The organism is Aquirufa avitistagni (assembly GCF_042715545.1).
Taxonomy (GTDB): domain Bacteria; phylum Bacteroidota; class Bacteroidia; order Cytophagales; family Spirosomataceae; genus Aquirufa; species Aquirufa avitistagni.
Genome location: NZ_JBBKXZ010000001.1, coordinates 946,759 through 970,980, shown reverse-complemented (window position 1 = coordinate 970,980; position 24,222 = coordinate 946,759). Strand labels below are relative to the sequence as shown.

Here is a 24,222-nt window from a genome sequence, read left to right as displayed (position 1 = left end):
TTATAAAATCATTTTTTCAATAGGTAACACAAGTATTCCCTCTGCACCTGCAGTACGAAGAGATTCTATGATTTCCCAAAAATCATTTTCTGAAATCACGGAGTGTAGTGAATACCATCCTTTTTCAGTTAACGGCATCACCGATGGTGATTTCATGCCGGGTAATAAGGCTGTTATCTTATCTAAATTATCTTCATGTGCGTTTAAGACAACATATTTTGCATTTTGTCCGCGTTGTACCGAGTCTATTCTAAACAATAATTTAGCTAAAATATCTTGTTTAGCTAAATCTAATGTATTGTTGGAAATTAATACTGCTTGGCTATTAAACACGGTTGCCACCTCCTTAAGTCCATTACTCAATAAAGTACCACCTGTAGACACGATATCACAAATGGCTTCTGCCAAACCAATACTTGGTGCTATTTCAACTGAACCTGAAATTTCATGGGTTGTTACTTGAATTCCTTGTTTGTCTAAAAATGCGTTGGTCAAGTTAGGGTAGGATGTAGCAATGTTTTTACCTTGAAAGTATTCTAACCCTGTATAAACTTCATTTCTGGGAATGGCTAAGGATAATCTACACTTAGAGAAGCCTAATTCTTTGACAATATCTACTTGACGTTTGTGCTCCATTAACACATTTTCGCCAATAACCCCTAAATCTGCAACGCCATCTTCCACATAGCCTGGAATATCGTCGTCTCTAAGAAATAAAAACTCAATAGGGAAATTGCTAGAAACAGTTTTTAATTTGGATCCGCCGGATTCAAATTTGATACCACATTCCTTAAATAACTTAAGCGATTCTTCACTTAAACGTCCAGATTTCTGAACAGCAATTCTTATTTTAGTTGGCTCCATGCGTACAATTTGCTTTAAATAATCAAGCCCCGAAATGATTCGAGGCTTGTCAATTTGAATGTTATAAGAACATTTTAATGGGATCCTCGAGATATTGTTTCAGTGTTAACAGGAACGCAGCTCCTGCAGCACCATCAGCAACACGATGATCACATGTTAAAGTTAACTTCATGATATTGGTTGCATAAAATTGTCCGTTTTTAACGCCAACGGTCTCTTTGATGCCACCTACTGCCAAAATACATGATTCAGGTGAGTTGATGATTGATGTAAACTGATCAATTCCGAACATGCCTAAGTTACTTACTGTGAAGGTATTACCTTCCCAATCCTTTGGCTGCAATTGCTTATTCTTCGCTTTTCCTCCTAATTCTTTTGCTTCTGCAGAAATCTGTGCGATAGATTTTTCATTTGCAAAGCGAATCACAGGAACCAATAATCCATCTTCAACTGCCACAGCCATACCGATATGTACATGCTTGTTGACACGAATGCGATCCTCCATCCAATACGAATTAATCTTAGGATGCTTTGTTAATGCTAGTGAGGTAGCTTTAATCACCATGTCATTAAATGAAATCTTAACTGGAAGTATCTCATTCATGCTGACACGCGCTTCAATAGCCTTATCCATATTGATTTCCATCGTCAGATAGAATTCTGGAGCGCTAAACTTCGATTCCGATAAGCGACGCGCAATAGTTTTGCGCATTTGGCTATTGGGAATATCTTCAAAACTTTCTACCCCTGATACAAATGTAGACATCGCTCCACCTGCACTTGGGTTATAATCTTCCACGTCATTTTTAGTAATGCGGCCACCTTCGCCAGTTCCTTTAAGCCAGGCTAAATTGTATCCTTTTTCTTTTGCTAAAGCGCGAGCTAAAGGAGAAGCTTTGATTGAATCTTCTGTGATTCTAGCTTGTGTTGTGTCTGGAGTAGTTGATTTAACCTCAGCAGTTTTAGTAGCCTCAGGTGCCTTTATAGCTACTGGAGCAGGAGCTGATGCTTGTACAACTTCAGGACCTGGAGCAGGTGCTGCTGATTCTGCAGCTAAAATTGGTCTAAAATCTGTCCCTGGCTCACCTACAATAGCAATAATACCATCTACGATAATTCCTTGGCCTTCTTTTGCACCAATATATAATAATGTACCGTCTTCGTAGTTTTCAAGTTCCATCGTTGCTTTGTCTGTTTCAACTTCAGCAATGATATCTCCACTTTTAACGACATCACCTTCTTTTTTTAACCATTTAGCAATCACACCCTCAATCATCGTATCGCTCATTTTAGGCATACGAACTGCTTTTGCTTTAATTCCACTAAGGTCAATGGCTGGTGCTGAAGCAACTGGTGCAGATGCTGCAGTAGGAGTGGCGGCTTGTGGTGCCTCAGCTACTGGAGCCGCTACGGTAGTAGAAGCTTGCAATAAAGATGAATAATCTTCACCTGGTGTACCCACAATGGCGATAATACCATCAACTGGTACTGCTTCGCCAGCTTTAATGCCTATATATAATAAAGTTCCGTCTTCGTAATTCTCTAATTCCATCGTTGCCTTATCAGTTTCAACTTCGGCAATGATGTCTCCGGACTTAATTACGTCACCTTCTTTTTTTAACCAATTTGCAATGACACCTTCTACCATGGTGTCACTCATCTTGGGCATTCTTATAACTTCAGCCATGCTTTTTATATTTCAGTTTCAAAAATACGCTTTAAACGCTTCTTTTTAAAACATTTTAGTAAAATATTTTACGTTAATCTAGTTTCAAAACGGCCATAAATGCTTCTTGTGGTATTTCAACATTACCTACTTGACGCATTCGTTTTTTACCTTTCTTTTGTTTTTCTAATAGTTTACGCTTACGCGAAATATCGCCACCATAACATTTAGCTAAGACATCCTTACGTAATGCCTTAACCGTTTCACGCGCTATAATTTTCTGGCCTATAGCCGCCTGTATAGCTATTTCAAATTGTTGGCGTGGTAATAACTCTCTTAATTTTTCACACAAACGCTTTCCCCAATCATACGCTTTGTCTCGATGAACAATGGCCGATAAAGCATCTACTTTTTCTCCATTCAACATGATATCAAGTTTGACCATGTAACCAGGTTCATAACCTTTGTATTCATAATCTAATGACGCATATCCTCTTGAAATTGTTTTCAAGCGATCGAAGAAATCAAATACAACCTCAGATAATGGCATGTCAAACGTCAATTCAACGCGATCTGTTGTCAAGTAAATTTGATTAATTAAGATTCCACGCTTATCCATACACAAGCTCATGATCACTCCAGTGTATTCAGATTTGGTAATGATTTGTGCTTTAATGTAAGGTTCTTCAATAACATTAATCAAATTGGGTTCAGGGAGTTCACTCGGAGCTGATACCCATTGTGTTTCACCAGCTGTTGTTTGTACCTTAAATTTAACCGAAGGCACGGTGGTAATAACAGTCATGTCAAATTCGCGTTCTAAACGCTCCTGCACAATTTCCATGTGCAACATGCCTAAAAAGCCGCAACGAAATCCAAAACCTAAGGCAGCTGATGTTTCTGGTTCCCAAACTAATGACGCATCATTGAGTTGGAGTTTTTCCATCGCATCACGTAAATCTTCAAATTCAGAAGTTTCTACCGGATAAATACCGGCAAATACCATGGGTTTTACCTCTTCGAATCCTTGAATAGCTGTGGTACATGGATTCGCGACTTGCGTAATGGTATCACCTACTTTTACTTCTTTGGCTTCTTTGATTCCTGAAATTAAATAACCCACATCTCCCGTTTTAATGATTGATTTTGGTTCTTGTTCCAAACCTAACGTGCCAATCTCATCAGCAAAATATTCCTTACCCGTATTAATGAACTTTACACGATCTCCTTTTTTAATTTCACCATTATATACACGGAAAATTACTTCAATTCCACGATAAGAATTAAAAGTTGAGTCAAAAATCAAGGCTTGTAATGGCTCGTTGGGTTCTCCTTTAGGAGCAGGAACTCTAGCGACAACGGCATCTAAGATTTCTTGTATACCAATACCTTCTTTTCCAGATGCATGTATAATATCTTCTTTTTTACATCCAATTAAGTCAATAATTTGGTCAGATACTTCATCTGGCATAGCTCCCGGTAAGTCGATTTTATTTAATACCGGGATGATTTCTAAATCATGATTGATAGCTAAATATAAATTTGATATGGTTTGTGCTTCAATGCCTTGAGATGCGTCAACGATCAAAAGGGCGCCTTCGCAAGCTGCAATTGACCGTGATACTTCATATGAAAAATCGACGTGACCTGGGGTATCAATTAGGTTGAATGTATAAATCTCGCCATCTTTTGGATATTGCATTTGAATGGCATGGGACTTAATGGTGATACCACGTTCACGCTCTAAATCCATGTCATCTAATAATTGGTTCATCATATCCCGTTTTTGAACGGTATTGGTAAACTCAATCAAACGATCAGCCAGGGTGCTTTTACCGTGATCAATGTGCGCAATGATGCAAAAATTCCGAATGTTTTTCATTTATGTATTTTACTACTAATTAGATTGGCTTTCACACGTTACGTATAGCCATATGTTATTCTCAAAAGGTATATTAATCGTATACCAACAAAGAATAAACTGTTTTTGAGGCTTGTGTAGATCTATTTGCTTAGAAACACTAACTTCATTTTACAAATATAGTTAAGCAGTGATTGCATATCTATATAAATGATGCAAATAGTAGGAGAGAGGTTTAAATAATATTTCTAAATACAAACTAGCTCAAAAAATAATACAAGTTTACCGCGACATGAGTGTTTCTATTTCATCGATGTCTATTGGAATATTTGCCATTAGATTAATCGGTGCACCATCGGTAATTAATAGATTGTTCTCAAGTCTAATACCAATTCCTTCCTCGCGTATGTAAATGCCTGGTTCACAGGTTAGTACCATACCAGGTTCAAATGGTTTGTATTTGTCCCATATATCATGCACATCTAATCCCAAATGATGGGCTACCCCATGCATAAAGTATTTCTTGAATATCGGATTGTTGGGATCTTGATTGTCAACGTCATTTTGGCTGAATAAACCTAAATTGATGAGTTCACCTTCCATGAATTTTTCAACTTGTTTTTGGTAATCAACCCAGTAAATACCTGGTCGCATTAAATCTGTTGCAAAGTTTAATACGGCTTGTACGGCTAAATACACTTGTCGTTGACGAGCAGAGAATTTTCCATTAACAGGGATTGTTCTTGTCATATCGGCATTATAGTTACCATAACTTGCTCCCACATCTAATAATATTAATTCTCCGTCTTGACAGATTCGTTCGTTTTCAATGTAGTGAAGCACGCATGCATTTGCTCCAGAGGCTATAATGGGTGTATAAGCAAATCCTCCACTTCGCATTTTAATAAACTCGTGTATAAATTCTGCTTCGATTTCGTTTTCCCAAACACCAGGTTTTGTAAATGCTAAAATTCGTCTAAATCCACTTTCGGTGATATCAATAGCTTGTTGTAGTGCTTTTATCTCTGCTGGCTCTTTCTTCATACGTAACGTATTTAGTATGGGAGCCAGGCGCCCGAACGTATGTAGCGGATATTTTACTTTAATCTCTTTTACTAAACGAGCATTTTGAGTTTCAACTAATGAACTATTGCGCATATGTTCATTATCGATCATAAAAATTGTTTCAGCTGAATATATAAGCGTTTTTAAAACTGCTTCAAAATTACTTGACCATTGAATATTTTTAATTCCACTAATTGCTGTGGCTTCTTCTTTGGTGTATTTATGGCCTTCCCAGATTGCAATTAATTCTGATGTCTCTCGAATAAAGGCTATTTCCTTTAAATGTGGCTCAGGAGCATCTGGATAAATTAATAATAGTGTTTCTTCTTGATCAAGTCCTGACAAATAAAATAAGTCAGTCTGTTGTTTAAAACCCATACTGCCATCAGCGTTTGTTGGCATAATATCATTTGAACTAATCAGTGCAATTGATTTAGGTGGAAGCTCTGCCACTAATTTAGCACGGTTTTTAACAAACAGATCGGAAGGGAATGGTTGGTAGCGCATCTTATTTTTTACACTGGTAAATTATTTCTTCTAATGGTAGGGCCATTCGTTTACTTTCGTCTAGTCCTAGTTTATCGATTAAGTTGAAGGGTATAACGGTAAACCCTGATTTCTCTAATTGGGTACCAAAATCACGTCCATATATACGTAAATGATCATCCTGTAAGAAATGAATCTCCCTTTCTTTTGGATCAGTAATGCTTGCATCTTCATACGTGGTTTCGAGATCATATCGTTGTGGACTTTGGCACAAGGCAAAACCATCTGGTTTTAGTACACGCCGAATTTCCTGCATACATCGAACATCATCACGCACATGCTCTAACACATGATTACAGAAAACCACATCAAACGAATTATCTTCAAATGGAATATTATGTAAGTCCATTTTAATTTTTGCTAATGGGGATTCAATATCAGCCGTAATATAATTGTCACCTAAATAGGTCTCAAAACGATCAATAAAACAATATTCCGGAGCCACATGAAGTACACGTGGATGGCTGGTATAAAATGAAGTTTCGTTTTTTAAGAATAAATGCATCAATCGATGCCGCTCTAAACTTAAACAGGAAGGACAAAGCGCATTTTCTCTAGGTTGCAACCGGCCGTAAGGTAAAAATTTAGCGAATTTATGGTCGCAGACAGGGCAGTATACTTTATTTCCAGACAGAAATAAACTGTATAATTTTAATAATCTATGCGCAAATAATTGGATAATTTTTCTTGGAATGTGACGAAGTACCCAGCTGATAATATATTTCATAAAACAAAAAAAAGGAAGGTACTGTCAGGCAATACCTTCCTGTAAGAATTTAAATTACATTTCACGTAACCAAATGTTACGGAAACTAACAGGATTGCCATGATCTTGTAAACTGATCGGACCTGCACCATGTACTGGATTTTTTGGTTGGCCGATGTATTCGGTAGTTCCTTGAATCTTCGTATGGTTTTGTACAACTACTCCGTTGTGAATGACAGTTACATAAGCAGGCGTTTCAATGCCTCCATTTACTGTAAATACAGGAGCGGTGTAAATGATGTCATATACATTCCACTCACCCATAGGACTTGTAGCATTAACTAAAGGAGCGGACTGCTTATAAATACTTCCAGCTTGACCATTTCGATAGCTACGATTATTGTATGAATTTAGTACTTGAACTTCGTACATGCCTTGCATGAAAATACCACTATTGCCTTTTCCTTGGCTTTTCAAGGTTTCTGGTTCGATTGGAGATTGCCATTCAATATGTAGCTGGTAGTTGGTGAATTTTTGCTTAGTAGAAATATGTCCAGCTCCTTTTACTACAGTCATTTTGCCATCTTCTACTTTCCATGCGGCAGGACCACCATCTTTAATTGATTCCCAATTATCTAGATTTTTACCATCAAACAACACAATGGCATCAGATGGAATTTTGCCCGGTGTTACTACCCGTACTTCTGGATCCCAATATTCCGTGTTTCCAGGTTTTGTTGGATTTGTAATTACATGCCGATGGTCTTGAGCAAAAGATGTACTACTTATGGCAATTCCTGCCAATGTCGCAAGTATAATTTTGATTTTCATAAAGTAGGATAGATTTAATTTGAACAAAAAAAAACCGGTATTAAATACCGGTTCCAATTTCAAGAATTATTTATTATTTAGCAAATGAAGCTTTGATAGCCTCAACATCTACTAATTTAATAATTGGTCTTTGTTTTAAGATTTTGATAGCCTCCACTTTATTGTTAGCTACTGCTTTATTTCTTCTGTCTTTTCTTTTTAGTCTAGTTACGGCCATGTCGATAATAATTTTGGTCTGCAAAAATAGGAATTATTGCGTATATATCAAATAATCTGTCTTGATTAATTAAATTTGTTTTATGAAAATAATACAGAAGCCCAATAATGCGAGAGGTACTAGAGATTTTGGTCCGAAAGAAATGGCCTTGCGGAATTATGTTTTTTCAATAATTAAAGGACATTTTGAGGCATTCGGCTTTCAAACAATTGAGACTCCAGCCATGGAGAATTTATCAGTTTTAACTGGGAAATATGGGGATGAGGGTGATCAGTTGTTGTTTAAAATTCTTAATTCAGGAGATTATTTAAGTAAGGTATCAGGCGATCCAATGAATTTGGGATCAAAGGCTTTACTTCCTCAAATATCAGAAAAAGGCCTTCGCTATGATTTAACTGTACCATTTGCACGATTTGTAGCTATGAATCGTAATGAGATAGCTTTTCCATTCAGACGCTCACAAATTCAGCCTGTTTGGCGCGCTGATCGTCCACAAAAAGGTCGTTATAGAGAATTTTATCAATGTGATGCTGATATTATTGGATCAGAATCTTTGGTGAATGAAGCAGAGTTAATCGCTTTGTTCCAATCTATCTTTCTAGGTTTAGGCCTAAAAGCAAACCTGATAATTAATTCGCGCAAAATTCTCACTGGTATAGTTGAGGCAGTAGGTGCCGCTGATTTATTTACCCCTTTTGCAGTTGCGATAGATAAGTTAGATAAAATCGGTTGGGATGCCGTAGCTATTGAATTAGAATCAAATGGTTTTGCTCCCTCTCAGATTGAATCATTGAAAAGGCTATTTCATTTTGAAGGTACTAATGATGAAAAAGTTCAGCTTTTAACTGATTTCTTGGCTGGAAATGCCATAGGCTTAGCAGGTCTTTCTGAAATCAAATCGGTTTTGTATTTGTCTTCTTTGAATGGATTTGATAATTCAAACGTATTTTTTGATTTTAAATTAGCTAGAGGATTAAGTTATTATACAGGTTTGATTTATGAGGGTAAAGCGTCCGATCTCCCATTCGGTTCGATTGTTGGCGGTGGCCGTTATGATAACCTGACTGAAGCATTTGGATTGCCGAATATGAGTGGGGTTGGTATTTCATTTGGTATCGAACGAATTATCGATGTCATGCGTGAGTTAAATTTGTTTCCTGATATTCAATTAAGTGCAAGTAAATTATTGTTGACCTATTTTGATGAACAAGGTCAGTCTGTTGCCATAAGAATTGCAAATGAATTACGTAAGGATAACTTAGCTATCGAAGTTTATCCTGATATAGCTAAAATCAAGAAGTCCTTTGAGTTCGCCGATAAAAAAGGCATTCCATTTGTGGGCGTGATAGGGGGGCAGGAAATAAAAGATGGGACGGTGACCCTAAAAGAAATGAAAAATGGAGAACAACGTGTGCTCTCCATTTCAGATTTAGTGCGAGCGCTTAACTAACGCCATGCTTTAAATTGATTGATTAATCCATTCGTAGAACTATCATGTGAGTGGATTTTTTCATTATTCTCTAATTCCGGTAAGATTGAATTAGCTAATTGCTTACCTAATTCTACACCCCATTGATCATAAGAAAATACATTCCAAATAACACCTTGTACAAAAATCTTGTGTTCGTACATGGCAATTAATGCTCCAAGGGTTTTCGGTGTTATTTGCTTAACCAATATTGAGTTAGTTGGCTTATTTCCCTCAAACACCTTAAATGGACTTAGTTTAGTTATTTCTCCTTCACTTTTACCGGCTTTTTTCAGTTCTTCTTCTACCACTTCTTTGGTTTTTCCATTCATCAAAGCTTCGGTTTGAGCAAAAAAGTTCGACATGAGAAGTGTATGGTGGTTGCCAATGTTGTTATGCGTAATGGCTGGGGCAATAAAATCTGCTGGAATTAATTGTGATCCCTGGTGAATTAATTGATAAAAAGCATGCTGTCCATTGGTACCAGGTTCGCCCCAAATAACGGGTCCAGTAGCATAATCTACCCGATTACCACTTCTATCTACTGTTTTGCCATTTGATTCCATATCACCTTGTTGGAAATACGCTGCAAATCTATGCATGTATTGGTCGTATGGTAAAATAGCATGTGTGGCAGCTCCAAAGAAATTTACATACCAAATACCTAATAAGGCTAATACAACGGGCATGTTTTTATCAAATGAGGCTGTTGCAAAATGCGTATCCATTTCGTTAGCACCTGCTAATAGAAGTTCAAAATTTTCAAAACCAATGGATAATGAAATGGATAATCCAATGGCCGACCAAAGTGAATAACGGCCACCTACCCAATCCCAAAACTCAAACATATTTGCAACATCTATCCCAAATTCACTGACTGCTTTAGCATTTGTTGATAAAGCCACAAAATGCTTAGATACAGCTTGTTCATCTTTTGCTAAATCTAAAAACCAGTTACGTGCAGAAAATGCATTGGCCATGGTTTCTTGTGTCGTAAATGTTTTTGAAGCGATAAGAAACAAGGTTGTTTCTGGATTCACCTTTTTTAAGGTTTCAGCGATGTGAGTTCCATCTACATTACTTACAAAATGAATGTTTAGGTGATTTTTGTATGGCCTTAGTGCTTCAGTTACCATGACGGGGCCTAAATCTGAACCTCCAATTCCAATGTTGACCACATCGGTAATATCTTTCCCGGTATAACCTTTCCAATCACCAGATATTATCTGATTTGTAAATTCTCTCATGTGAGATTTTACAGCTTGTATTTTGGGTATAATGTTTTCACCATCAACAAGAATGGAATGATTGGCTTTAGCACGCAAAGCTGTATGTAATACAGCACGATCTTCAGTTTGGTTAATTTTCGAACCAGAAAATTGAGCTTGAATAGCATCAGATAAATGGCATTCATTAGCTAGGTCGATTAAGTGGGCTAATGTAACTTCATCAATGATATTTTTGGAAAAATCCAATAAAATATCTTGGTCAATTATGTTGTATTTTGACTGCCTATTAGCATCTTTTTGAAACAAGCTAATTAGGTGTGTTTGTGATAGTCTTTGGCGATCTTGGAGTAAATCTTGATAAGCCTTAGTTTTAGAGAAGGCGATATTGGATAATGTCATTGAGTATACTTTTGGCTTTGTAATTTTCAAAAATACGATATTCCTTGTTATTATAAAAGGGGGATAAGTTGACCTTATACCCCTTTAACTGTATTATTTATTCCCTTTATAGGTATGGTTGAGGAGTTTTCCTTAAATACGGTTTAATGGATGTAAACCCTTTTGGAAATCGATTAATTGCCTCTTCATTCGATACAGCTGGAATAATGATTACGTCATCGCCATTATTCCAATCTGCTGGCGTAGCTACCTTATAATTAGCAGTTAACTGCAATGAATCTATCACGCGAAGAATTTCAGTGAAATTACGACCAGTAGAAGCGGGGTAGGTTAACGTTAATTTTATCTTTTTATCGGGTCCAATAATAAATACAGAACGTACAGTAGCTTTTTCAGAAGCATTTGGATGTATCATGTCGTAAAGTAAGGCAACTTTCTTTTCTGGATCTGCTATAATTGGAAAATCAACTTGTACAGAATTAACCTCTTCAATATCAGGTACCCATAGATTATGTGATGCTAAGTCATCCACTGAAATGGCAATAACTTTTACACCTCTTTTTTTGAAATCATCTGATAATAAGGCTGTTTTGCCTAATTCCGTTGTACAAACTGGAGTAAAATCAGCAGGATGACTAAATAACAAAACCCATGAGTCAGCTATCCATTCATGGAAGCTAATAGGGCCTTTAGTAGTATCTGCAGTAAAGTCTGGTGCGATATCGCCTAAGTGAATTGACATGATTGATTGATTGATTGGTTTATACTATTATTTCTATCTAATTTATAGACTTTATCCAAACAAAAAAAGCAATTCTAAAATAGAATTGCTTTTAACATTACACTTCATCAACAAACTAAAAACAAATTAATCAAAATGCTGTAGGAGAAGGATTCGAACCTCCAAGGTGTAGTTAGCCTCGACACAGAACTGATTTAGTGGTCAACCCATTATGCCGTGTTTATCCTAGAACCACCACCCCCGAGACAGGAGGGCACGTCTGCCAGTTTCATCACCCTACAGTGAAAAAATAACTACCTTTGTAATTATCGATATGCAAATATAGGCTAACGAATTAAATAATTCAAAATATTTTAAAAAAATTATAAGTTTGTTGGAAATTATATAACAAATTAGTCAATTCATTAAAAATATTACATGGAAAAGAAGATTGATTTAGATCCTTTAGATTATAAAATTCTTGAGATATTGGTGGCTAATGCTAATTTACCCTATACTGAAATAGGTCAGCGATTAGATGTTTCTGGTGGGACTGTGCATGTGCGCATGAAAAAAATGGAGTCTCTAGGTATTGTCAAAGGTGCTCAATTGTTAATTGACTATTCCAAAATTGGCTGGGATATATCTGCTTTTTTAGGTATTTATTTGGATAAAAGCTCATTATATGAAGATGTAGCCAAGCAATTAAAAGCTATTCCTGAAGTTGTTAATATTCATTATACCACAGGTATTTACAGTATTTTTGCTAAAATTATTTGTCGGGATACCCAACATTTACGTGAGGTGCTGCATGATAAAATTCAACGTGTTACTGGAATTCAGCGAACAGAAACGTTCATCTCCTTAGAAGAAAGTTTAATACGTAATACACCATTATTTTAGTTTATTTAGAGTAATTCTAAATAAACTATATTTTTCTTCATTTTCCTTTGTAATTTTGCAATTCAAAAATTAGTTCGAAATGGCAGAAAATCAAGACGATATTTTAGTAGAAGTTACAAATTCAGAATATAAATATGGATTTGAATCTCATTTTGATACAGATGAGGCTCCTATAGGGCTAGACGAATCTACGATACGTTTCATTTCAGATAAAAAGAATGAACCAGAGTGGATGTTTGAATGGAGATTAGCAGCCTTTAGACATTGGAAAACTCTTCAAGAGCCTACTTGGGCTAATCTTAACTATACGCCAGCAGAATATCAAGCATTAAAGTATTATTCCGCTCCTAAGCCTAAGAAAACAATTAATTCATTAGATGAAATTGATCCTGAATTGCTAGAGACATTTAAAAAATTAGGCATTTCATTAGACGAACAAAAACGTATTTCTGGAGTTGCTGTGGCTGTTGACGCTGTTATTGACTCCGTATCAGTAGCTACAACGTACAAGGAAACTTTAGCTGAGAAAGGAATTATTTTTTGTTCTATTTCTGAAGCTGTTAAAGAGCATCCTGAATTAGTTAAAAAGTATTTGGGTAGCGTTGTCCCTGTAAAAGATAACTTCTTTGCTGCTTTGAATGCCGCTGTATTTTCAGATGGCTCTTTCTGCTACATTCCTAAAGGCGTTCGTTGTCCTATGGAACTATCAACTTATTTTAGAATTAATGCAGCAGGTACAGGTCAATTTGAACGTACATTGATCATTGCTGATGAAGATTCTTATGTCAGTTATTTAGAAGGATGTACAGCTCCACAACGTGATGAAAATCAACTACATGCTGCTGTGGTAGAGATTTTTGTACACAAAGGTGCAGATGTTAAGTATTCGACAGTTCAAAACTGGTATCCGGGTGACAAAGAAGGTAAGGGTGGTATTTACAATTTTGTTACTAAGCGTGGAATTTGTGATGGAGCACATGCTAAATTGTCATGGACACAAGTTGAAACGGGTTCTGCAGTGACTTGGAAGTATCCATCTGTTGTACTAAAAGGTGATTATTCGATAGGAGAGTTTTATTCTGTGGCTGTTACAAATAATTATCAACAGGCAGACACGGGAACTAAAATGATACATTTGGGTAAGCATACAAAATCTCGAATTGTATCTAAAGGTATTTCTGCTGGTTTTTCTCAAAATTCATACCGTGGTCTAGTTCAAGTTTCACGAAAAGCGGAAAAGGCAAAGAATTTCTCTCAATGTGACTCATTATTACTAGGTGATAAATGTGGTGCTCATACGTTTCCGTATTTAGAGGTAAAAAACAATACGGCATCTGTTGAACATGAAGCTACCACCTCTAAAATTGGAGAAGACCAAATATTTTATTGTAATCAGCGTGGTTTATCGTCAGAAACGGCCGTTGCGTTAATTGTAAATGGATATGCTAAAGAGGTTTTAAATCAACTTCCAATGGAGTTTGCCGTGGAAGCTCAGAAGCTTTTAGCCGTTTCATTGGAGGGATCAGTTGGGTAATTTTATTCCACCTGTATGTATGGCCAAAATAGTTGAACCTTCAGGGAAGGCTTTCTTTGCAATCATATCATACAATCCATAAAACATTCTTCCTGTATAAATAGGTTCTATTTTGATTTGATGTTGTTCTTCAAAAGATTGGCAAAAATCATTAATTATGGGGGTTTCTTTCGCATATTTTCCCATGATATAGTCTGTTTTCCAGGTTATTCCCGAAGAGTTTAATTCTTCTTCGTGTTGTTGAATTTCAGCTAAGTTGTTTAAAGTCAATATGCCGATGACCGGTTTCTTCCAGTATTTATGAATACCTAAAGCGGTAGTACCTGTTCCTACCGCAGTAACGATATGACTGGGGTTGAAGTTTTCTAATTCACTGACTAAATTTTGTATTCCATTTATTCCAATTTCACTATATCCACCTTCTGGAATAAGTATCGAGTCTCTTTTTATGGGTGAAATTTTTTCTTTATAATCTTCTCGACTGATAAAATGTAATTCCATACCCCAGTTGAACATTTGTTCCAAAAAAGGATTACTTGATTTGTTCAACTCCTTACCACGAATAATACCCATAGTAGGTATTTTAAATTCATGGCCAATATAAGCTAAGGCATATAAATGATTTGAATAGGCACCGCCAAAACTTACCAAGGGTAATTGTGGGAATTCTTTCGCTAAACGAATATATTCTCTTAATTTGCGCCATTTATTACCCGATATTATGGGATGAATTAAATCATCCCTTTTAACAAATACGCGAACATTTGCTTCCTTAAATTGAGAAATATTTAATTCCTGAATAGGAGAGGGCAGTTGTAGTGTTTTACTTTCAAATAAATGTATGTCCATGGACCAAGAGGTAGATCAATTAGAATCTGAAGATGATTTATTTGAGCATTACAATTTTGTAGTTGACAAAGGTCAACAATTAATGAGAATTGATTTGTATTTATTATTGAAAATTTCGAATACAAGTCGTTCTAGAATTCAAACAGGAATATCTGCGGGTTCAGTTCGTGTCAATGGAAATTTGATTAAATCCAATTATAAGGTTAAGCCTTTTGATGCTATTTCTATATCATTTGCCCAACCGCCACGAGATACAGAGCTTATTCCTGAAGATTTACCAATCGATATACTATTTGAGGATAGTGACATCATCGTTGTGAATAAGGCTCCAGGTATGGTTGTTCATCCGGCTCATGGCAATTGGAGTGGTACTTTAGTTAATGGACTGCTTTTTCATTGTCAAAATTTACCAGGATCCAGTGATATTCGGCCTGGATTAGTTCATCGTATCGATAAAGATACTTCAGGTCTTTTGGTTGTAGCTAAATCAGAATTTGCTTTAACATTTATTGCTAAACAGTTTTTTGATCATACAATTGAGCGAACATATTTTGCTATACTTTGGGGTGTTCCCAAGGAGCTAAAAGGAACACTTCGTGGAAAAATTACGCGAAGTCCGAAGGACAGAAAAATAATGACCATTTTACCGGAAGATAGTGAAGAGGGAAAATTAGCTATTACTCATTATGAAGTAATTGAAACTTTTGGTTTCTGCTCATTTGTTAAGTTCAATTTAGAAACAGGAAGGACGCATCAGATTCGTGCGCATGCGCAATCTATTGGACATCCCTTACTATCTGATGCATCTTATGGAGGTGATAAAATTCGCTTTATGAGTACGATGGCTAACTTCAAGCAATTTGTGGATAATATGTTTAAGACATGCCCTAGGCAAGCGTTGCATGCATTTTCTTTAGGATTTGAACATCCTAAATCAAAGGATTGGGTTCAGTTTGAAAGTGAATTTCCTGAAGATTTTAGTCAATTATTAACCAAATTACGCAGTTTGAATTAACTATGATAACGATACGAAAAGCAGTTTCATCCGATGTGAATGATATACTCTTACTTGTAAATGAGTTAGCTTTATTTGAAAAAGCTCCCCAAGAAGTAACAGCGACTATTCAAGATTATTTATCCAATGGATTCCAAGATAATCCGTTGTTTGAATGTAATTTGGCATTTTTTGACGAAAAGCTTGCTGGTTTTTGTTTGTGGTATTTTAGATTTTCTACGTGGAAAGGCAAACGCTTATATGTAGAAGATTTATACATAAAAGAGGAATTCAGGGGACTTGGAATGGGAAAAGTATTATTGGATTTAGCCATTGAAGAGGCTAAAAAAAGCAATTGTTCAGGTTTAATGTGGCAAGTATTAGATTGGAATAAACCCGCTATTGAATTTTATAAGAAATATAATGCCAATTTAGATGGGGAGTGGATCAACGTTAACCTAAATATTAAATAGAGTTGCGATCAATGAAATAATATTCGTTTGAAAATCTCCCCTTTTCTTTATTCAAGATCATTTCTGCAGCCCGTTTACCCATTAAATAAAAGTCATTCGAAATTACTGAAATACCTTCTGAGATAATTTCTTTTAAAGGCGTATCATCATAGGAGATTACCCCAATTTCTTTTCCAAATTTCCATTCCTTCTTCGTACACCAATTGATCATTTTAATTAGATCAAATTCCCTAAAAACGATATAAGCGTGGTTCTTAGCTATATCATACTCCTCTTCTAGGTCGGGAATAATATCATAATTTATATGATGCTTTTCGCAAAACATGGTAAAGCCATTAATGATTCCTTGAGGCGTATATTGAAAACTCTTACTACTTAAAACTAAATTTAAACTGGAATACTTTTTTATCTTAAAAAGGCTCTCAGCTAAACCAAGAAACATATTTTGTTCAAAATTTTGATACAAAATAGAATAATCTGCTCCGAACTCTTTAACATCAATATCTAACACTAATAATTTCTCTTTCGGGATTTTAGCCAGAATTTTAGCCACACTTATGTTAAAATGAGGTAAGACGATATAATGATTAAACTTACCAATGTTATCATTAATTAATGATTCAAATAACTTGATATCATGATAGTGGAAGAAGAGCGCATGGGTAACATCTGGACCTAGATTATCTAATATACTATCTAAAAGAATTTCTTTGTAAGGCGTTAATGCATCCATTAATATAAATACATGCATGGCACTTCTTGTATCTGTACTGGAAACATAAAAGCCTTTTCCATGATGTGAAGTAATTAAACCACGTTCTCTTAGTTCATCATATGCTTTTGTAACTGTCATTCTTGCCATGCTGAATTCACTTGCTACGGCATTAATGGATGGCAACTGCTTGCCTCTTTCTAGTTCGCCTAAATCAATAGCATGTACGATACCATCAATTAACTGTTGGTATTTAGGCTTATTGCTATTTGGGTCAAACTGAATCATAATTCAATGTCTAATGTAAAACTATTTGTTTTTCTAGATCTTCTAATGTAGCTCCTTTGGTCTCCGGCATCCAGAACTTCACATAAATTAATTGGCAAACCATCATACATGCAAAAAATAAAAAGATATAGGTTTCGCCAAATAATGTTGTAAAAATAGGAAAGAAATTGGTGATTAATGCCGCTAGTATCCAATGAGTTAGCGACCCCCATGCCATTCCAGAAGCTCTGACTGAATTTGGGAATATTTCTGAAATAAACACCCAAATGACTGATCCTTGTCCGATAGCATGCGCAGCGATAAATGCAAAAATGTACACAGGCACTAATTCAAATGAACTGCTATAAAATGAATAAGCGATTAGTAATAATGATACGATGTATCCTATTGAACCGATATACATCAATACTTTCCTACCTACACGATCGATTAAATACCATCCAAATAGGGTAAAAATCAAGTTAGCCACACCAATTCCTGCAGATTGCAATAACGCACTAGATTTATCTAAATCAGCTTTTTCGAAAATTCTTGGTGCATAATACAGAACTGCATTAATCCCAGACAATTGATTAAAAAATGAAAAGAAAAAGGCCAATAATAAAGGCTTAAAGTATTTACTTGTGAAAATACGATCAACCTGATTAGAAGTGGATTTATTTGCCAATATTCGATTAATGGTCTCCCCTGCATCCGGATCTACCATGGAGAGTATTTTTTGTGCACCAACTCGATCATTTCGATTCAATAAAAGGTATGTTGGGCTTTCTGGTGTAAAAAGAATTAGAATAGAAAATAATAGACTTGGAAGTCCTACTATGGCCAACATATATCTCCAGTCATTTTCACCTATACCATTTAAACAGTAATTGGAAACATATGCTAATAATATTCCTAAAACAATATTAAGCTGAAATGAAATAACTAGTTTCCCACGATGTTTTGCTGGAGCAATTTCTGATATATAAATTGGGGCTACCACGGATGAGGCACCAATGCCAAGACCACCCAAAAAGCGAAAAATCATAAAACTATTTACATCATTCGCTAGTGCAGCACCAATGGAAGATATTAAAAAACTTAAACCTATCCATAGTAGTGTCTTCTTTCTGCCAAATTTGTCAGCTGGTATTCCACCGAAAGCTGCACCTAGCACAGTTCCATATAGCGCTGTTGCCATGGCAAAACCGTGTGTCCAATCATCTAATTTCCATAACTCTTTAATTGTACCTTCAACTCCTGAAATTACAGTCATATCCATGCCAAAGAGCATACCACCTAAACCAACAGTTATGGACCAAAAAAGTAAATGTTTATTCATATGTTTATTTTCCTGCAATTTTGATGATTAAAAATTAATATATATTGTAAAAAATAGACTATTTCTGCGCGTGTACTTTTGACGTATAGAATAACAAATGTTCTGGGGAGATATATTGTCTAAATTCTTGAACGATTTCACTAGAAACAGTTGATGATATCTCACTTTTGAATCCTTTGGGAGTCTTCCCAGTATACTTCTTAAATTCATTCGTAAAATGCGCAGAATCATAAAAACCTAGCATATCCGCTAGTTCATGGCTTTTAACATCTTTTTTCTGAGATATTTGAGACAAGGATTTATTAATGCGCTTAATCTGAATGTATTCTTTAGGAGTTATTCCAGTTACTTCAATAAACAGTCGCATAAGTGTCTTGTATGCTGAATCATTTAGTTGGCTAAATTCCTCTTCTTTATTCAAATAATCATTTAAACGGTCTAATTTTTCTTTGCGTTTTGGAACAAGTAAGTTGATTAGAAAATTTTGAAATTGATCGCATCTTTTTTCAAACGAATCAGCATGTATGATTTGTTCGATTACATCAGAATGAACAGGCAAAAAATCATTTAATAAAATGGTTGTATTGACTATTTGTTTAAATGAAGATCCAACAAAAGGGAACAATCCTCCAATCTTAAATTTAATTCCAAATATATGATTCCCTAGTGCGTGTTTGTAATAACTAGGAATCGTATGTAAGGCTTCTACAACATGTGTATTAATTTCTTCAAATTTTGCCGGGTCCTTTTGTGCTCTATAATATGGACTTCCTAACGTAAACGTAATATTTAGTTGATCTTCGGGGAAAATAGTTTCAATTTCATACGGAATATCTGATAGAGTGGAAACAGATTTTTCCCATAAATGATCTATGTAAGGCTCAAGTGACGCAATTGGTTTCTGATAATGAATAAACATATTATTTTGCCGAATTTGGTAATAATGTTTTTGCAATTAAACTACCTGTTAATCCTAATATAATTAATAAAATCAAAGCATTCTGTAAGCTAAATATATCCGCTAAATAACCAATGACTACCGGTCCAATTAAAAAACCAATATACGCTATCGTTGATACACCCGCGATTGCTATGGATGGTTGTATTTTTTCCTGTGTTCCAGCTATTGAATAGATTAATGGAACAATGGTAGAAATACCTAGACCCGCTATAAAACACCCTAAAATTTTAACGAATTCGAAAGGCGAGTTAATGGTAATGAAAATACCTAATGAGATTAATAATCCGTTTACTACTAAAATATTTTTTACATTGAATTTATTTGATAAATAGTCGCCCGCCAATCTGCCTACGACCATGGCACTGGCGAAGGATGTAAACCCGATAGTTTGTGGAAATATATGGGAAGTTATATTTTCTTTAAAGTATAATGTAATCCAATCAGCCATGGCTCCCTCACACAGCATGCCACAAAATGCAATCAATGCCAGTGTAATTAAATATTTGTCTAAACTCAATATATTTGAATTAGCATGATCATTTTGTGATCTTTCTTCATCTGGCAACAAGAAAAAATAGAAGGTTGGTATTAGAGCTAGATTGATTAATGCGATAGCCCAAAAATGTGTATTAAGTCCCATTTTAAATGTTACAGTTAAACTGCCTATTAGAGCTCCCAACATTAGACCAACTGAAAAAATAGCATGAAAGGATGACATTAATATTTTTGCAAGCTTCTTTTCAAGTGCGACCACTTGAGTATTCATGCTAATATTTAATATATCACCAGACATACCAAAAAGAAATAAACTCCCAAATAATTGGTAGGCATTTTGACTATATCCTAGTAAAGGTATAATGGCTATATACATGCAAACGGCCAGTAAACATATAATTTTGGAGTTATACTTCGCAATTAATATACCAGCTAAAGGTAATGAAACCAAGGAGCCAATTGGGAGTCCCATTAATACGGTTCCTAATGCAGCATCAGAAAGGTGTAATAATTGTTTAAAATCAGGTATTCTCGTTGCCCAACTAGCAAAATTAAATCCACACAATAAGAAAAGTATACCAATACCAACGCGTGACTTCACCATATATACACTAGAGTAATTTTATTTTAACATCAAACCAAGAGGATACGCGTTCATAAGAGGTTAAATGTAAATTATGTGGTGCGGAAAATAGGAGAGGTTTACCTGTAAATGTGACTAAATTCTTTTCATGATCATCAATGAGGTAGTCTGCCTTAATCATATGTTTATGTCCACAGAATACGATATTTTGCCAAGATATAAATGGAAAATACTTTTGTAACCAATCTATTTTTTCTTTTAACGAATTAGGAAATTCAGTAGCCGCGGAAACAACAAATATTTCATAGGAATCATTCAATGATTTTATAACATCATATGCATTTTCTTTTACCGGGATATCAACAAAAAATCCTGGTTCCCATAAAAAACTATTGTTCTTTAAGTATAGATCATAAAAACCTTGCTTTAGCGCAAGATCATTACTCATTAAATTTTCATAGGTGTAAGAACTATTTGTGATTCGATTAATGTTTTGGATAATTTTAAGAGTTGTATCTCCCATTACATCATCCATGTCAATGGCTATTCTTTTCATATATGACTTAAAATAAAAAACTCCTCAAATATGAGGAGTTTTTTACTAAAATGTAGACTTAATTTTACATCATTCCGCCCATGCCACCTCCTGGAGGGTGCGCATGTGGTGCTTCAGATGCAGGCTTGTCTGCAATAACACACTCAGTAGTTAATAATAAACCTGCAATAGATGCTGCATTCTCTAAAGCTAAACGAGTAACTTTAGTCGGGTCAATAATACCTGCTGCGATCATATTTTCGTATTTATCTTCACGTGCGTTATATCCGAAATCATCTTTTCCAGCCTTTACAGCATTAATTACTACGGAACCTTCACCACCAGCATTGGCAACAATAGTACGTAATGGAGATTCTACTGCTTGACGAATAATGTTGATACCAGTTGTTTGATCTTCATTCTCTCCCTTCAATCCTTCCAAAGAACTAATTGCACGAATCAAGGCTACACCTCCACCAGCAACGATACCTTCTTCTACTGCAGCACGTGTTGCGTGTAATGCATCATCAACACGATCCTTTTTCTCTTTCATTTCTACCTCTGTAGCTGCTCCAATATATAATATGGCAACTCCACCAGATAACTTAGCTAAACGCTCTTGAAGTTTCTCACGATCATAATCAGATGTCGTATTTTCAATTTGCGCTTTTATTTGATTTACGCGATTTGCAATATCATCAGAAGAGCCTACGCCATTGACAACCGTTGTATTGTCTTTGTCAATGATTATTTTCTCTGCTTGTCCTAAATATTCAATAGTCGCATTCTCCAATTTGAATCCTCTTTCCTCTGCGATTACTGTTCCACCAGTTAGTATAGCTATATCTTCTAGCATTGCTTTTCTGCGATCACCAAATCCTGGAGCTTTAACAGCAGCAACTTTTAGAGCACCACGGATTTTGTTAACAACTAAAGTTGCTAATGCTTCACCATCAACATCTTCGGAAATGATTAACAATGGACGTCCTGTTTGTGCAACTGCTTCTAAAACTGGAAGTAACTCTTTCATTGATGATACCTTCTTTTCAGAGATCAAAATAAAAGGTTTCTCTAATTCCACTTCCATCTTTTCTGTATTAGTAACAAAGTAGGGGCTAAGATAACCTCTATCGAATTGCATACCTTCTACTGTTTTTACTTCAGTTTCCGTACCACGCGCTTCTTCTACTGTAATAACACCTTCACGACCTACTTTATCCATAGCGTTTGAAATCATTGTACCAATTTCAAAATCGTTATTAGCAGAGATAGTTGCTACTTGAGCAATTTCATTAGATGTTGTAATAGGCCTAGATTGACCTTTAAGATTTGAAACAATTGCTTCAACAGCCTTTTCAATACCTTTCTTTAAATCCATAGGATTGGCACCAGCTGCAACGTTTTTAGATCCAATGGTATAAATTGCTTGCGTAAGTACTGTCGCAGTTGTTGTACCATCACCAGCTTGATCAGCTGTTTTTGAAGCTACTTCTTTAACTAATTGAGCTCCCATGTTCTCTACCGCATCTTCTAACTCAATCTCTTTAGCCACAGATACACCATCTTTCGTAATGGAAGGTGAACCAAACTTTTTATCAATAATAACATTTCTTCCTTTAGGTCCTAATGTTACTTTAACTGCATTTGCAAGGGTGTCAACCCCTCTTTTCATTTTTTCGCGCGCTTCGCTGTCGAAATATAATTCCTTTGCCATAGTATGTATATATGTGTATTCGGTTTAATTAATTATAAAACTGCAAAAATGTCAGACTCTCGCATGATCAAATAATCTTTTCCTTCAATAGTAATTTCAGTACCTGAATATTTGCCATATAAAACTTCATCACCAACTTTAACAGTGATAGGTTCATCTTTTTTACCATTACCAATAGCTACAACAATTCCCTTTTGTGGTTTTTCTTTTGCTGTATCAGGAATGATAATTCCAAAAGCTGTTTTCTCTTCAGCTGCAGCAGGTTCCACGATAACCCGATCTGCTAAGGGCTTAATAGTTAATTTTGACATGTTTGTATAAATTAAAAGATTAATAACATTTTTGTTTCTTTCTTTAAAAAGAAATGCGCGACATCATATACAATATGCATGCCACGCATGAATGACTGAAAATTTGTCAGTTTTATTATTTTGTTGCCGGAGCAGGAGCAGGAGCTGTTGGCAATGTTTTAGTTGAAGCTTTTTCTACATTAATCGATTGAATACCTTCTGTATTGCCAGAGGATAATGTGAAATTTGTCACTAATACTAATACAAGTATAGCAATTGAAAATCCCCAAGTTAGTTGTTCTACTAGGTCTCCAGTTTTTTGTACACCAAACATTTGAGTAGCACCCGATGATGAAAATTCACCACTAATTCCCCCGCCTTTTGGATTTTGAACCAAAATTAAGATGATAAGTAGGGCTGAAAACAAAACAATTAAAGAAATAAGTAAGGTGAACATATTTAATTCTGATTTAATAATTTAGACAATTCTGAAATTTGAGATGCAAAGTAAAGCCTTTTTTCAGGTTTAGACAACATTAATTTTGTGTATATATCAATCGCAAGTGAAATTTTACCTTGTTTTATTAATATGATGGCAAATGTCTCAGATATAGGTGGAGAAAATGGTATTTCTGATAAGTCATTAAATTCACTAACATCATCAGCAGATTTTTTTAGCCTAGTTAATGATGGTTGATTCGTTAAAAATTTTTCAATGATTTGGTTTTGGTCATCCAGGCGATTGGTAGATTCATTCAAGTTAACCTGGTATTGCTGTACAGGTGCATCTAAAATAGAAAAATAGTATTGAGACCTAAATGGTGATTGCAATGCAATTTTGCGTTGTTGCAAGGTTTCTTGTTTTAAATTCCAATTCAAAAGATAAAAGTATGGATAGCTAGATTCGCATTCTTTTATATTTGACTGAATCGATTCATTGGAACGATCGTATCGATTTAATAACAAATAAAGTTCTTGTGATTTCTTAGATTCCATA

24 protein-coding genes are annotated in these 24,222 nt (G+C 35.4%); 5 read left to right on the top strand and 19 right to left on the bottom strand.

Annotated elements, in window-relative coordinates:
• The 7 genes from hisG to U0R10_RS04195 form a co-directional block, all read right to left on the bottom strand.
• Entirely contained in the window at window positions 1-864 is an 864-nt protein-coding gene (hisG, locus tag U0R10_RS04225; protein WP_377982703.1) for an ATP phosphoribosyltransferase, read from the bottom strand.
• A 61-nt stretch (window positions 865-925) separates the two neighbouring features.
• Window positions 926-2,551: a 2-oxo acid dehydrogenase subunit E2 gene (locus U0R10_RS04220; protein WP_377982702.1), complete on the bottom strand. Its 1,626-nt coding sequence runs from the start codon at window positions 2,549-2,551 to the stop codon at window positions 926-928.
• A 73-nt stretch (window positions 2,552-2,624) separates the two neighbouring features.
• Window positions 2,625-4,412, bottom strand: a complete 1,788-nt coding sequence (lepA, locus tag U0R10_RS04215; RefSeq protein ID WP_377982701.1) for a translation elongation factor 4 — start codon at window positions 4,410-4,412, stop codon at window positions 2,625-2,627.
• A 261-nt stretch (window positions 4,413-4,673) separates the two neighbouring features.
• On the bottom strand, window positions 4,674-5,963 hold the full coding sequence (locus tag U0R10_RS04210) for an aminopeptidase P family protein (protein WP_377982700.1): 1,290 nt from the start codon (window positions 5,961-5,963) through the stop codon (window positions 4,674-4,676).
• Between the two features lies 1 nt (window position 5,964).
• A complete protein-coding gene (locus U0R10_RS04205) occupies window positions 5,965-6,729 on the bottom strand; it encodes a class I SAM-dependent methyltransferase (protein WP_377982699.1) in 765 nt (254 codons plus the stop codon).
• Between the two features lie 54 nt (window positions 6,730-6,783).
• Window positions 6,784-7,539 carry a 3-keto-disaccharide hydrolase gene (locus tag U0R10_RS04200; RefSeq protein WP_377982698.1) on the bottom strand — a complete coding sequence of 252 codons (756 nt, stop codon included), beginning with the start codon at window positions 7,537-7,539 and terminating at the stop codon, window positions 6,784-6,786.
• Window positions 7,540-7,612: 73 nt separating this feature from the next.
• Window positions 7,613-7,756: a hypothetical protein gene (locus tag U0R10_RS04195; protein WP_315575503.1), complete on the bottom strand. Its 144-nt coding sequence runs from the start codon at window positions 7,754-7,756 to the stop codon at window positions 7,613-7,615.
• Between the two features lie 82 nt (window positions 7,757-7,838).
• On the opposite strand from U0R10_RS04195, the gene hisS reads away from it, so the two are divergent.
• Window positions 7,839-9,206, top strand: coding sequence for a histidine--tRNA ligase (hisS, locus tag U0R10_RS04190; protein WP_377982697.1), 1,368 nt, complete (start codon window positions 7,839-7,841; stop codon window positions 9,204-9,206).
• On the opposite strand, the gene pgi is transcribed toward hisS, so the two are convergent.
• Entirely contained in the window at window positions 9,203-10,852 is a 1,650-nt protein-coding gene (gene pgi, locus U0R10_RS04185; protein WP_377982696.1) for a glucose-6-phosphate isomerase, read from the bottom strand. The two genes, hisS and pgi, sit on opposite strands and share 4 nt — an antisense overlap.
• Before the next feature lie 106 nt (window positions 10,853-10,958).
• Window positions 10,959-11,594, bottom strand: coding sequence for a peroxiredoxin (locus U0R10_RS04180; RefSeq protein WP_377982695.1), 636 nt, complete (start codon window positions 11,592-11,594; stop codon window positions 10,959-10,961).
• A 417-nt stretch (window positions 11,595-12,011) separates the two neighbouring features.
• Here U0R10_RS04180 and U0R10_RS04175 point away from each other — a divergent pair, with 417 nt between their 5' ends.
• Entirely contained in the window at window positions 12,012-12,476 is a 465-nt protein-coding gene (locus U0R10_RS04175; protein ID WP_377982694.1) for an Lrp/AsnC ligand binding domain-containing protein, read from the top strand.
• Between the two features lie 79 nt (window positions 12,477-12,555).
• Window positions 12,556-14,010, top strand: a complete 1,455-nt coding sequence (sufB, locus tag U0R10_RS04170; RefSeq protein ID WP_377982693.1) for a Fe-S cluster assembly protein SufB — start codon at window positions 12,556-12,558, stop codon at window positions 14,008-14,010.
• Here sufB and U0R10_RS04165 read toward each other — a convergent pair.
• Window positions 13,999-14,859, bottom strand: a complete 861-nt coding sequence (locus U0R10_RS04165; protein WP_377982692.1) for a 1-aminocyclopropane-1-carboxylate deaminase/D-cysteine desulfhydrase — start codon at window positions 14,857-14,859, stop codon at window positions 13,999-14,001. The genes sufB and U0R10_RS04165 overlap by 12 nt on opposite strands.
• On the opposite strand from U0R10_RS04165, the gene U0R10_RS04160 reads away from it, so the two are divergent.
• Together U0R10_RS04160 and U0R10_RS04155 are read left to right on the top strand one after the other, a co-directional pair.
• Window positions 14,858-15,874: an RluA family pseudouridine synthase gene (locus U0R10_RS04160; RefSeq protein ID WP_377982691.1), complete on the top strand. Its 1,017-nt coding sequence runs from the start codon at window positions 14,858-14,860 to the stop codon at window positions 15,872-15,874. The genes U0R10_RS04165 and U0R10_RS04160 overlap by 2 nt on opposite strands.
• A gap of 2 nt (window positions 15,875-15,876) precedes the next feature.
• Window positions 15,877-16,326 (top strand): GNAT family N-acetyltransferase, encoded by a 450-nt coding sequence (locus U0R10_RS04155; RefSeq protein ID WP_377982690.1) that lies wholly within the window; start codon window positions 15,877-15,879, stop codon window positions 16,324-16,326.
• Here U0R10_RS04155 and U0R10_RS04150 read toward each other — a convergent pair.
• From U0R10_RS04150 to U0R10_RS04110, 9 genes are all read right to left on the bottom strand, one after another.
• A complete protein-coding gene (locus tag U0R10_RS04150; protein ID WP_377982689.1) occupies window positions 16,319-17,326 on the bottom strand; it encodes a GntR family transcriptional regulator in 1,008 nt (335 codons plus the stop codon). The two genes, U0R10_RS04155 and U0R10_RS04150, sit on opposite strands and share 8 nt — an antisense overlap.
• 10 nt (window positions 17,327-17,336) lie before the next feature.
• Window positions 17,337-18,647 carry a sugar porter family MFS transporter gene (locus U0R10_RS04145; protein WP_377982688.1) on the bottom strand — a complete coding sequence of 437 codons (1,311 nt, stop codon included), beginning with the start codon at window positions 18,645-18,647 and terminating at the stop codon, window positions 17,337-17,339.
• 58 nt (window positions 18,648-18,705) lie between these two features.
• On the bottom strand, window positions 18,706-19,566 hold the full coding sequence (locus U0R10_RS04140) for a helix-turn-helix domain-containing protein (protein ID WP_377982687.1): 861 nt from the start codon (window positions 19,564-19,566) through the stop codon (window positions 18,706-18,708).
• A gap of 1 nt (window position 19,567) precedes the next feature.
• Window positions 19,568-20,707: an MFS transporter gene (locus U0R10_RS04135; RefSeq protein WP_377982686.1), complete on the bottom strand. Its 1,140-nt coding sequence runs from the start codon at window positions 20,705-20,707 to the stop codon at window positions 19,568-19,570.
• Window positions 20,708-20,714: 7 nt separating this feature from the next.
• Window positions 20,715-21,242, bottom strand: coding sequence for a 5' nucleotidase, NT5C type (locus U0R10_RS04130; RefSeq protein WP_377982685.1), 528 nt, complete (start codon window positions 21,240-21,242; stop codon window positions 20,715-20,717).
• Window positions 21,243-21,306: 64 nt separating this feature from the next.
• On the bottom strand, window positions 21,307-22,935 hold the full coding sequence (groL, locus tag U0R10_RS04125) for a chaperonin GroEL (RefSeq protein ID WP_377982684.1): 1,629 nt from the start codon (window positions 22,933-22,935) through the stop codon (window positions 21,307-21,309).
• A 32-nt stretch (window positions 22,936-22,967) separates the two neighbouring features.
• Window positions 22,968-23,246 (bottom strand): co-chaperone GroES, encoded by a 279-nt coding sequence (locus U0R10_RS04120; protein WP_377982683.1) that lies wholly within the window; start codon window positions 23,244-23,246, stop codon window positions 22,968-22,970.
• A 115-nt stretch (window positions 23,247-23,361) separates the two neighbouring features.
• Window positions 23,362-23,682, bottom strand: a complete 321-nt coding sequence (gene secG, locus U0R10_RS04115; protein WP_377982682.1) for a preprotein translocase subunit SecG — start codon at window positions 23,680-23,682, stop codon at window positions 23,362-23,364.
• A gap of 2 nt (window positions 23,683-23,684) precedes the next feature.
• A complete protein-coding gene (locus tag U0R10_RS04110; RefSeq protein ID WP_377982681.1) occupies window positions 23,685-24,221 on the bottom strand; it encodes a hypothetical protein in 537 nt (178 codons plus the stop codon).
• Window position 24,222 lies beyond the last annotated feature (1 nt).

Coding starts and splice junctions, on each gene's coding strand:
- hisG (WP_377982703.1), bottom strand. CDS start 864: ATGGAGCCAACTAAAATAAGAATTGCTGTTCAGAAATCTGGACGTTTA.
- U0R10_RS04220 (WP_377982702.1), bottom strand. CDS start 2,551: ATGGCTGAAGTTATAAGAATGCCCAAGATGAGTGACACCATGGTAGAA.
- lepA (WP_377982701.1), bottom strand. CDS start 4,412: ATGAAAAACATTCGGAATTTTTGCATCATTGCGCACATTGATCACGGT.
- U0R10_RS04210 (WP_377982700.1), bottom strand. CDS start 5,963: ATGCGCTACCAACCATTCCCTTCCGATCTGTTTGTTAAAAACCGTGCT.
- U0R10_RS04205 (WP_377982699.1), bottom strand. CDS start 6,729: ATGAAATATATTATCAGCTGGGTACTTCGTCACATTCCAAGAAAAATT.
- U0R10_RS04200 (WP_377982698.1), bottom strand. CDS start 7,539: ATGAAAATCAAAATTATACTTGCGACATTGGCAGGAATTGCCATAAGT.
- U0R10_RS04195 (WP_315575503.1), bottom strand. CDS start 7,756: ATGGCCGTAACTAGACTAAAAAGAAAAGACAGAAGAAATAAAGCAGTA.
- hisS (WP_377982697.1), top strand. CDS start 7,839: ATGAAAATAATACAGAAGCCCAATAATGCGAGAGGTACTAGAGATTTT.
- pgi (WP_377982696.1), bottom strand. CDS start 10,852: ATGACATTATCCAATATCGCCTTCTCTAAAACTAAGGCTTATCAAGAT.
- U0R10_RS04180 (WP_377982695.1), bottom strand. CDS start 11,594: ATGTCAATTCACTTAGGCGATATCGCACCAGACTTTACTGCAGATACT.
- U0R10_RS04175 (WP_377982694.1), top strand. CDS start 12,012: ATGGAAAAGAAGATTGATTTAGATCCTTTAGATTATAAAATTCTTGAG.
- sufB (WP_377982693.1), top strand. CDS start 12,556: ATGGCAGAAAATCAAGACGATATTTTAGTAGAAGTTACAAATTCAGAA.
- U0R10_RS04160 (WP_377982691.1), top strand. CDS start 14,858: ATGGACCAAGAGGTAGATCAATTAGAATCTGAAGATGATTTATTTGAG.
- U0R10_RS04165 (WP_377982692.1), bottom strand. CDS start 14,859: ATGGACATACATTTATTTGAAAGTAAAACACTACAACTGCCCTCTCCT.
- U0R10_RS04155 (WP_377982690.1), top strand. CDS start 15,877: ATGATAACGATACGAAAAGCAGTTTCATCCGATGTGAATGATATACTC.
- U0R10_RS04150 (WP_377982689.1), bottom strand. CDS start 17,326: ATGATTCAGTTTGACCCAAATAGCAATAAGCCTAAATACCAACAGTTA.
- U0R10_RS04145 (WP_377982688.1), bottom strand. CDS start 18,647: ATGAATAAACATTTACTTTTTTGGTCCATAACTGTTGGTTTAGGTGGT.
- U0R10_RS04140 (WP_377982687.1), bottom strand. CDS start 19,566: ATGTTTATTCATTATCAGAAACCAATTGCGTCACTTGAGCCTTACATA.
- U0R10_RS04135 (WP_377982686.1), bottom strand. CDS start 20,707: ATGGTGAAGTCACGCGTTGGTATTGGTATACTTTTCTTATTGTGTGGA.
- U0R10_RS04130 (WP_377982685.1), bottom strand. CDS start 21,242: ATGAAAAGAATAGCCATTGACATGGATGATGTAATGGGAGATACAACT.
- groL (WP_377982684.1), bottom strand. CDS start 22,935: ATGGCAAAGGAATTATATTTCGACAGCGAAGCGCGCGAAAAAATGAAA.
- U0R10_RS04120 (WP_377982683.1), bottom strand. CDS start 23,246: ATGTCAAAATTAACTATTAAGCCCTTAGCAGATCGGGTTATCGTGGAA.
- secG (WP_377982682.1), bottom strand. CDS start 23,682: ATGTTCACCTTACTTATTTCTTTAATTGTTTTGTTTTCAGCCCTACTT.
- U0R10_RS04110 (WP_377982681.1), bottom strand. CDS start 24,221: ATGGAATCTAAGAAATCACAAGAACTTTATTTGTTATTAAATCGATAC.